7 protein-coding genes and 2 pseudogenes are annotated in these 6,923 nt (G+C 65.3%); 3 read left to right on the top strand and 6 right to left on the bottom strand.

Features of this window, described 5'->3' with window-relative positions:
• Positions 1-184 precede the first annotated feature (184 nt).
• From ABZ471_RS47140 to ABZ471_RS47125, 4 genes are all read right to left on the bottom strand, one after another.
• Positions 185-565 (bottom strand): hypothetical protein, encoded by a 381-nt coding sequence (locus ABZ471_RS47140; RefSeq protein ID WP_359075319.1) that lies wholly within the window; start codon positions 563-565, stop codon positions 185-187.
• A gap of 307 nt (positions 566-872) precedes the next feature.
• Positions 873-1,724: a helix-turn-helix transcriptional regulator gene (locus ABZ471_RS47135; RefSeq protein WP_359075318.1), complete on the bottom strand. Its 852-nt coding sequence runs from the start codon at positions 1,722-1,724 to the stop codon at positions 873-875.
• A 13-nt stretch (positions 1,725-1,737) separates the two neighbouring features.
• Positions 1,738-2,262, bottom strand: coding sequence for a DUF6879 family protein (locus tag ABZ471_RS47130; protein ID WP_359075317.1), 525 nt, complete (start codon positions 2,260-2,262; stop codon positions 1,738-1,740).
• On the bottom strand, positions 2,234-2,476 hold the full coding sequence (locus tag ABZ471_RS47125; protein ID WP_359075316.1) for a hypothetical protein: 243 nt from the start codon (positions 2,474-2,476) through the stop codon (positions 2,234-2,236). The genes ABZ471_RS47130 and ABZ471_RS47125 overlap by 29 nt, the downstream gene beginning before the upstream one ends.
• A 161-nt stretch (positions 2,477-2,637) precedes the next feature.
• Between ABZ471_RS47125 and ABZ471_RS47120 the strand changes: the two are divergent.
• Positions 2,638-3,069: pseudogene (locus ABZ471_RS47120) on the top strand (IS5 family transposase); the annotation flags it as partial.
• A gap of 586 nt (positions 3,070-3,655) precedes the next feature.
• Complete coding sequence (locus tag ABZ471_RS47115; RefSeq protein WP_359075315.1) at positions 3,656-4,633, top strand: endonuclease/exonuclease/phosphatase family protein; 978 nt, start codon at positions 3,656-3,658, stop codon at positions 4,631-4,633.
• A gap of 336 nt (positions 4,634-4,969) precedes the next feature.
• Here ABZ471_RS47115 and ABZ471_RS47110 read toward each other — a convergent pair.
• A pseudogene (locus ABZ471_RS47110) lies at positions 4,970-5,089 on the bottom strand (IS630 family transposase); the annotation flags it as partial.
• A gap of 375 nt (positions 5,090-5,464) precedes the next feature.
• Here ABZ471_RS47110 and ABZ471_RS47105 point away from each other — a divergent pair.
• Positions 5,465-5,899, top strand: a complete 435-nt coding sequence (locus ABZ471_RS47105) for an RICIN domain-containing protein (protein ID WP_359075314.1) — start codon at positions 5,465-5,467, stop codon at positions 5,897-5,899.
• On the opposite strand, the gene ABZ471_RS47100 is transcribed toward ABZ471_RS47105, so the two are convergent.
• Complete coding sequence (locus ABZ471_RS47100; RefSeq protein WP_359075313.1) at positions 5,801-6,520, bottom strand: recombinase family protein; 720 nt, start codon at positions 6,518-6,520, stop codon at positions 5,801-5,803. The two genes, ABZ471_RS47105 and ABZ471_RS47100, sit on opposite strands and share 99 nt — an antisense overlap.
• Positions 6,521-6,923: the final 403 nt, after the last annotated feature.

The following is a 6,923-nucleotide window of genomic DNA, read 5'->3' as shown; positions in this document are numbered from 1 at the left end:
TTCCCCGGCCCACAACCTGACACCAGCAAGGTCCCCACCCATAACCACACCAACGACCGAGCTGGCCAGCAGTCACGACAAGGACCGTTGCAGTATTAGCGGGGGTGCGGGGAGTCGGCCGACCTCACATCAACCTCAACCCGGACCACCCCCGCCGCGCCCTCCGCGGGCGACGCACGCGGGTCTAGGGGGTGCTGGCAGGCGTTCCGCGCCAGTAATGAGTGCCTATGGTCCGGCCGTTGAGCTTCACCATGCCGGCGTGGTCGACGCCCTCCGTGTGCGGATCGAGGGTGCATTCGACGTCGATACCCTCGTCAGACTTGCTTCGCGCCCCACATGCGTCCCGCTTTGCGGACACCCGGAACCGGCGCATCGTGACGAGCCGGAACCTGTCCTCCCACGGCCGCGCGTTGGCGTGTGCCTGTGCCACCTCTACCGGGTCGTCGCCCGGCCTCAGGGGGATCATCACGAGCCGTCCGGCCACTTCGAGAAAGGTATCCTCGGGCAGCTTCTCCAGATCCCCAGTGCTTGTTACCTCGGGGTGAGGGTGGGGACCACTGCTCACTTGCAATCCCCCCTCGTCGACTGGTGCCGCGCCATCTGGACGTACAAGTCGGACGCCTTCGACTGGTCGAACTCGTTGCAGCGCGGGTCCGTAGCAAGGTCAATCTGACGCTGAAGAGCGGCGCATGCGGCACATCCCGATTTCGGCTTGGGATGCGAATACGTCGTTGGGTCCATGAGCTGAATCGGGACATCCCGAAGCACTGTCTCCATTGCCATCCCTGCACCTCCGCCACGTCGTCTTACGGACGACACTAGGGAGTTGTTGCCGTGGGATTCCACGAAGTTCTATGAGGTTCTACGCAGCTTCAGTCGAGGGAGTCAATCGCTGCCGAGACGAGACCCCGCGCGTCGGAGCCGAAGACCGCGAGTGACACCATTTCCTCGAAGGCACGGACGTACATGGCGATCTCACCAGGCGCGGTTACCGTGACTGCCGCCGTCAGCAGCTCTACCGATACTCGGTCCTCGTCGAACATCGTGAAGGTCTCCAGTGTCCACATGGCCCGCTCACGCCCTGCGGGAATGATCCCGACGGACACGGCTGGCAGTGCCATCACGGAGAGGAGGTAGCCAAGTTGCCCAGCCATGACGGCGGGCTCTCCGACAACATGGCGGAGGACGGACTCCTCCAGCAGGAACGCAAACCGGTGCCGGCCCTCGCGGACGATGTGCGACCGCTCCACGCGCGCGGCAGCCGCGTCTTCGACGTCATCCGGCGCCCCATGGACGCGTGCGATGTTGCCAAGCAGCGCGGCAGCATACTCGTAGGTCTGGACGAAGCCAGGGACCACGGTGGAGCTGTAAACGCGGAACGTCTTCGTTCGCTCGTAGAGGGGGACGCGGGACTCCTGCAGCCGTCGAAGCCCCGAACGCTGCACACGACGCCACTCCAGATACATGGAGTCAGCCGTACGGTTCGCCGCTAGTAGATCCGGGATCTGCCCCTCTGCGTCACACGCGAGACACCACGCACGGATGTCGTCGTCCGACGGGGGCGTAGTCGCGCTCTGGAGGCGCGACACCTTCGACGGCTGCCACCCGGCACGAGCCGCCACCTCCCTGCCCGACAGCCCTGCGTCACGGCGGATCTCCCGAAGCTTCTCCGCGATTGCGCGGCGAGCCTCGTCGAGGGCGGCAGACGGGTAGGGAGACTGCATCAGTGGGCGGCGCTCAGATCCTGTAGTCCGCGTGCGGGATGGCACGCTGCCAGACGGCCTCGAACGCTTCTGCGTGGCGCTTCACGACGTCAGGTGCGTCCTCCATGACGTCCTGGACGAACCGGCCGTTACCCGCGAACAGGCTGAAGCGGATAAGCCGGTCGTCGAAGATCCAGAGATCATTGCCCGGGAGGAGCAGGTCCGACGCCAGGCGCCGCGGGAGCCATCGCACGTCTTCGCCGGCCGCAAGGTTCTGCGGCGTGCACGAGTGCTCGTAACGGATGTACTCGCTCACGGGCTCCGAGACGACGCGGGCGCGACGCATGACCACTCCACGCCCCACTGCGTCGGCTACAGCGCCGTGAAAGTCGTTCCACCACGACGACCGGTCTTCGAGGTCGTACTTCCACCCGTCGCGCCAGGCGGCAAAGTCCTCGTCTTCCTCCACGACGCCGTAGACGTCGCGCGTCTCCAGATGGACGGCGGACCGACGACAGCCGGCAAGCAGCTCAGCGAACGGCGGAACCGTCTGCGGCATCGAGCGCCTCCCTGATCTGCTGAACCATTCGCGCAGGCAGCCTGATGACTGCCTCAGTTTCCGGGATTGGTCCCGTCTCCAGGCACTGCACCTGAAGTGCCTCGTCCGCCTTCCATCCCTGGAACACGAACTCTTGCCGATCCTCGTCAAGCCACACCGTCGGGCAGTGATCGCCGTTGGTGTTGGGGTCCTTGCCAAAGAACCGTAGCGTCATGGCTACCTCCGTCGTCACGCGGATTGCGCAATGTTCTACGACCATCACGCCAGCGAGTGCCGGCGTCAAGAGTGCCCGGACTGTGCGCCCACCGTTGGCCGGATCTAGGGCCTGTCCGACGGGTCGAGTGACTCACCTGGCGGTGGCTCCTTCCGGCTGATGTGGGGCGGGGTGATCTATCGGAGGACGAGTGGGCTCGACTCGAACCGCATCTGCCCATGAACCTTGGGCGGGGCGGACGTTGGCAGTGTCACCGGCGCGTGATCAACGGGATTCTGTTCCGACAGCGCACCGGCCTGCCGTGGCGAGATCTTCCGACCCGCTTCGGGAAGTGGAAGACGGTCTATGACCGGCATCGCAGGTGGTCCGCGGATGGCACGTGGGAGAGTCTCCTGCGGACGGTCCAGACCGACGCCGACGTCGAGGGGCGGATCGACTGGAGTGCGGTGAGCGTGGATTCGACGGTCTGCCGCGCTCATCAGCATGCGGCCGGTGCTCATCACCACCTGCCCCGGGTGCTGGGGCGCCGACGCCGTCCGGCCGAACATCGCCCCGATGAGGCGCTCGGCCGTTCACGAGGTGGCCTCACGACCGGGCATCCACCCCCAGCTGCAGCGCCGTGCCCTGCTGCCCGCCGAGCACCTCGTCGACGACAGCTACACCGTCCCTGGTCCACCTGAAACAGGCTGACTGTCAGCACCAAGTCACGGTCACCGGGCCGCTGCCGGGCAATCCCACGCGCCAGCATCGCAAGAACGAAGGCTTCGGCCGGGACAACTTCCACATCGACTTCGACCGCCGACAGGTCACCTGCCCCCAAGGGCAGGTCAGCAGCGGCTGGCACGGCCCCTACCCGACCTCCTCGCCCACTGCGGCACCGTTGATGGTTGCGAAGTTCACCAAGGGTCAGTGTCAGCCGCTCCTGTACTGGGCTGCTCCTGGTCCTGCTGCTCGTTGTGGCGATGCAGCGCGCCCGTGTTGCTCTTTGATAGCTGTCGCCGTCGTGGCGGTGATGCTGCTGGCGGTCCCGAGGGCCTGGCTGATGTCGTGGTGCAGCGCAGTATTTGCACGCTCCAGGCCACTGTCCAACCTGTGCCGGGTCACCCGCGTGGGGTCTTGTTCACAGCGGGCGTGAGAACGCACGCTCGAGGTCGCAGCTCCCGTGTCGAGGAGGACCTTGTGCCCGCTGAAACCGACATTTTGTCCCCGCCCACGACCGTGACCGCGCAGGTGGCCCGGTGGGAGGCCGTGCTGGATGATGCCGTTCCGGTGAAGTCGGACGGCTCGAATCTCCTGGTGGCGACGTGGAACCTGCGGGCGTTCGGGGATTTGACGAAGGCGTGGCAGACGCCGGAAGGTGCCTTGCCGAAGCGGAACTTCACCGACGTGCACCTCATCGCCGCGGTTGTCCGCCGCTTCGACGTTGTGGCGGTGCAGGAAGCGCGGGGCAACCTGCGGGCCCTGCGTCACCTGCTGAAGGTTCTCGGGGAGGACTGGGCGTTCATCCTCACTGACGTCACCAAGGGGGATGCCGGCAACAACGAGCGCCTGGCGTTCCTCTTCGACACCCGGCGGGTGAAGCCGTCCGGCCTGGCCTGCGAGCTCGTGGTCCCGATCGAGGAGAACGCGGGCGTGGCCGAGGGAGCGCTTCGTCAGCAGTTCGCCCGTACCCCCTACGCGGTCAGCTTCCTCTCCTCGGGCCAGACGTACACCCTGGTCACTCTGCACGTCGACTACGGCGACCAGGCCGGCGACCGGGTGCCGGAACTGAAGGCGATCGCGCAGTGGCTGGCCGGCTGGGCGGAGCAGGAGTTCGGCTGGGACCACAACCTGATCGCGCTGGGTGACTTCAACATCGACCGGGCCGGTGACCCGCTGTTCGAGGCCTTCACCTCCACCGGAATCACGCCTGCCCCGCAGCTGAACGGGCTCTCGCGCACCATCTTCGACAAGCCCGGCGCCGAGCACTTCTACGACCAGATCGCCTGGTTCACCAAGGGCCAAGAGCACCGCCCCGTCCTGAACCTGGAAGCAGTCGGCGGAGGCCGGATCGACTTCGTCCCCGAACTGCGCGGCGAGCGCACTCTCAACGAGCTGTCCTGGCACATCTCCGACCACTACCCGCTCTGGATGGAGTTTGCCATCCCCGCAGGCTGACAGGCCTTCAGGCACCTCTGTAGCTTCGATGCCACCCTGTGTCCGGCATACAGTCATTTTGGGGCATGACCCAGATACGCCAGAAACCCGCCACGGGATGATCTTGAAGATCTGAAGCTGCCCTCAGTCCGGCCCCGAAGTCCGGTCTAGGTGTGCCATTAACGAACGGCGAACGAGGTGACAAGTAACCCGACAGTAGCCTTCGGTTCGAAGGTGCTGGCCGGGCGGCTGCCGTAGGTCCTGCCTGACATCGCCTCGGACGTCACCCGTCTCCACGTCGGGGTTGAGGTCGGGTGAGTAGGCGGGAAGCACGAACACCGTCAGCCAGGTGCGCTAAGCGATCAACTCGCGCACGGCATGGGAGACGTGGGTGTTCAGTCGGTCCCAGACCAGCACGATCGGCGCCTTGACGAGCTGGTGGGCGCCGTCGACCAGGGCGATGAAGTCGCGCTCCACGTGCCTCCTGGCTGCAGCCGCACCGGCCCCGGACTCTTGTCTCGGGCACCGGCCACAAAGAGCTGTGCGTGAACTCCGGGGTGAGGCCCGATTGTGCAGCCGCGTCCAGGTTCGCGGCCGATGCCGGTGACGCCCTACCCGCCCCCTTCGTTGAACGTGTTGAGGCATCCCAGCTTCAGTGACGAGGCGGGGATGCCTCCGGCCGATGTCGGCCTCGGGGTGCTGGGACCGACGCCCGCCCACGCTGCACGGCAATGACCGGGAAACCCTCGCGGGCCGTGTGCGCGAGATCACCCGATCCGGCGATCCTCGGCGCTTGCTTGCAGTGGTTCGTTCGAGCTGGCGAAGGGGCAACGCCCTTACTACAGAAAGGACGTGGTCAGCATCAGCGGCAACGTCGAAGCAGGGTGTACGTACAAACTGGTCAACGTAAAGGCGGGGAGCTTCCTGGACCTATCCGGCGGGGACCATACGAGCATTATCGGGAATGACTCCCATGACGATGACACCCAGAAATGGCAGGTGGAGCAAGACGACGGCTGGTACCTGCGGAACGTGGGGTCGAGTACATACCTCGGTATCGAAGTCTCACCTGGCGACGGAACCCCCGTCATCGCGGTCGATCACCAATACCCGTGGGACATCCGGCCTGACGAGGAGGATCAAGGGACTTACCGCCTGTACGTGCCGAACACCCGTTTCGTTATCGATCTATCGGACCACGGGAACCCTGTCCCGGGAACACTGGTAACGCTGTGGGGAGCATTGAATCCGGGCAAGAACCAGTGCTGGCGGTTCGAGCAGGTGTAAAGGGCGGTACGGCGGACCGGTCCCGCCCGGCAACAGTAACCGAACAGGAATGCGGACAGGCGGCACGCCGGTAAGGAACTCGTCGTCACTGTGACCGCTGCCATGGGTGAGGAAGCGTCCACCGCCGTCAAGGAAGCGACGGGGAACTAGCGGCGGTGTCCGGCACCGCCTCATCGTGCGGTGCCGGACACGCTGCTCAGCAGGGGAGCTTTGGCCGTACGCTCGGAATGGGCGGTGTGGGCTACGGGCACCTTGAGCCAGACTCTCTCGTCTGCAACGTCGTCCGATGAGTTCTCGGATGAACTCCGCCAGGGCGGCGAAGACGTGGAAGACGAGCCGGCCGCCGGGGGTGGTGGTGTCGAGGTTCTCGTGCAGCGAGGTGAAGCCGATCTCGCGGCGGCGGAGCTCGGCCACCATGTTGATCAGGTCCTGGAGGGACCGGCCGTAGCGGTCGAGGGCGGGGACCACCAGGGTGTCGCCGGCGTCGAGGAAGGCGTGGGATGCCTTGAGTTCAGGGCGGAGGTCGTTCTTGCCGGACTTCTTGTCCGCGAAGATCTTCCGGCACCCGGCCGCTTTGAGGGCGTCGATCTGCCGGTCGAGCTTCTGAACGCCGGTGGACACCCGTGCATTATCCGATGCGGATCTCGGTGCGGACGGCGGGCTCGGCGGCCAGCAGTTCGAAACCGTCGGTCTCAAGGGACGTGTTCACGCCCGGAATTCTGTCAGAAAACGGCTCTCCGGAGTTCTTGAACCGCCTTGGTTATTGAAGGAGTTTTTGAAGGCCCCGGGGGCCTTCCGGCGGCCTGCCCGGCGATCTTCATTAAACGTTGGATTTTTGAAGCCCCTGGCCGGTTCGCGGACCATCCGAACCTCGCGAGCGTAGGCCAACACATCGCGCTGGGCTACTTGTCACTTGGTTCGCCGTTCGTTACTGACTTCGGCTCGTCAAGGTGACGTTGGGTCGTCGGGGGTCAGGCCGGTGCCTGCTATGAAGCCGTTGAGGGTGTCGGGCCGGTACTGGAGG

The organism is Streptomyces sp. NPDC005728, assembly GCF_040630895.1.
GTDB lineage: Bacteria > Actinomycetota > Actinomycetes > Streptomycetales > Streptomycetaceae > Streptomyces.
The sequence above is the reverse complement of the archived record's forward strand: the minus strand, read 5'-3'. Positions and strand labels throughout refer to the sequence as shown.